General features: G+C 62.8%; 3 protein-coding genes. 2 read left to right on the plus strand and 1 reads right to left on the minus strand.

Annotation, left to right across the window (positions count from 1 at the left end; genetic code table 11):
• Positions 1–844: diacylglycerol/lipid kinase family protein (locus tag NS365_RS23100; RefSeq protein WP_244498546.1), on the minus strand; the 844-nt coding region annotated here is incomplete at its 3' end.
• A 222-nt stretch (positions 845–1,066) separates the two neighbouring features.
• On the opposite strand from NS365_RS23100, the gene NS365_RS23955 reads away from it, so the two are divergent.
• Together NS365_RS23955 and NS365_RS23110 are read left to right on the plus strand one after the other, a co-directional pair.
• The gene (locus tag NS365_RS23955) at positions 1,067–1,231 is read left to right on the plus strand and encodes a DUF1328 domain-containing protein (RefSeq protein ID WP_082640304.1); all 165 of its coding nucleotides are present in this window, start codon (positions 1,067–1,069) and stop codon (positions 1,229–1,231) included.
• 130 nt (positions 1,232–1,361) lie between these two features.
• Positions 1,362–1,915 (plus strand): PRC-barrel domain-containing protein (locus NS365_RS23110; protein WP_058602621.1); only part of this gene is annotated, 554 nt, incomplete at its 3' end.

The following is a 1,915-nucleotide window of genomic DNA, read 5'->3' on the forward strand; positions in this document are numbered from 1 at the left end:
CAGGCACGAGGACTTTCAGCCCCCGGCGGTGCATCGTCACGTCGGACACGCGCGCCAAATCTTTCAACTCGCCATCCATCACGGCGCGCTTCACGGTTTTGCGGCCGCCATAGACGATGCGGATGGAATCCGCTTCCGTCACGGTCAAATCCTTGTTGGCCTTCCAGGCTCCCCGCATCATGTCCATCGTCATCTTCAGCATGGCCACCCGATCGGTGGAGCGCATGAGATAGACGCCGAGCTTGCCGGCCTGTGGGTCGTCCGCGAAGGGCAGATGCCCCTCCCCGTAGATGTTGTTCGAGATGGCGACGGCCGGCGTTCGGATCGACTCCCGCTTGCCGTCTATGACAATTTCGAGGTCCACCAGCGGCAGGCTCTGCGTGGCGGAGACGATCGCCTTGACGCTCGCCCACATCTTTCCGACCTTCGAGCCATAGTCGAGCTTGTCGCGCGTGCGCACCATGCGGGCATGGAGACCGACGGCGAACTGGTGGATGAAGTGTTCGCCATTCACGGCCGCAATGTCGACCTCGACGATCCGTCCGTTCGCGAGCGCGCGAACGGCCTGTTCGAGTTCCATGGGAATATCCAGCGACCGGGCGAACAGGTTCATCGTGCCGGCCGGCAGAACCCCAAGCGACACGGGCGTTCCCGCGACGGCTGCGGCAGCGGCCGATACCGTGCCGTCTCCTCCGCCCACCATGAGAACGTCCAGGTCGTTGCGCCGGGCGTTGGCGCGGATACGATCGATCAGTTCGTCGCCGGTCAGAATATCGATGTCGATCTCATGCCCGTGCAGCTTGAACTCATCGACGATCAACGCGGACAGGACGTCGAGGTCCATTGTTCGCAGCGTCCCTCCCCCGCGATTCAGGATGGCGTGAACCTTCATAGGGTCGACAAGCTCCGGTTTTGAATGATGATCCCGGCAGCATATGGAGCGCGGTCAAAAAAGCGCGAGAGCACGCCATCCGAGATCGAGGCAAGCCGGAACTCGCTGTCGCGCGAACCGTTCTGCGACACACGGCCGCGATCGGCGCAGCCCACCCTCGTAAAGGCGTTCCCCATGCTCGAATGGATTGTCATCCTTCTCGTCGTCGCTGCGATTGCCAGCCTTCTCGGGTTTCGCGGCGTGGCTGGCGCGTCCGCCGGCATCGCCAAGATCCTGATCCTGATCGTGCTCGTGGGCTTTTTGCTTCTGCTTTTCTTCGGTGTGATCGCCTTCGCTTGAGGTTCACGATCACGAAGGCGTTTTCGAATTCGGTCGGAACCGAGTTTTGCTCCGGCGGTTAAACAATCCGAAAGGTGGCGCAAGAGGCGCCACTCGAGCTTCCCAGTAGGGAATTCCAGGGAGAACACGAATGGTTCGCAAGCTCCTCGCGACAACCGCTATCGCCAGCGTTCTTGCTACGGGCGCCTTCGCCCAGTCGGCCGCTCCGACCACGACCACCGAACCGGCCATGAGCAACCAGGGGATGACCTCGGGCGCCATGCAGGGCCAGAACTCCACGGCCGCCGCTCCCGCTGCTGGTGAGACCGCAGCCGTGGCCGACATCGCCTATATCCAGAGCCTTGGCGAGAACCAGTATCTCTCCGACGACCTGATGGACATGGACGTCTATGCTTCCGCCGACGCCAATGCTCAGGAAGCCGGCGAGATCGAAAATCTGATCGTGGCCGCTGATGGCACGGTGAAGGCCGTCGTCATCGACACCGGCTCCTATCTGGGCGACCAGTCCAAGACGATCGCCGTGCCCTTCAACCAGATCAACTGGACGATGGGTCAGAACAACGAGCCCCGCGCCGTGCTGACCGCCTCGCGCGACCAGCTGATGGGCGCGCCGACCTTCACCACGCCGAGCGAGACCGCTGCGGCGATGGGTACGGGCACCGGCACCGCAGGCACGACCGCCAT

Origin of the sequence: Aureimonas ureilytica (genome assembly GCF_001475935.1) — a bacterium.
Lineage (GTDB): Bacteria > Pseudomonadota > Alphaproteobacteria > Rhizobiales > Rhizobiaceae > Aureimonas > Aureimonas ureilytica_A.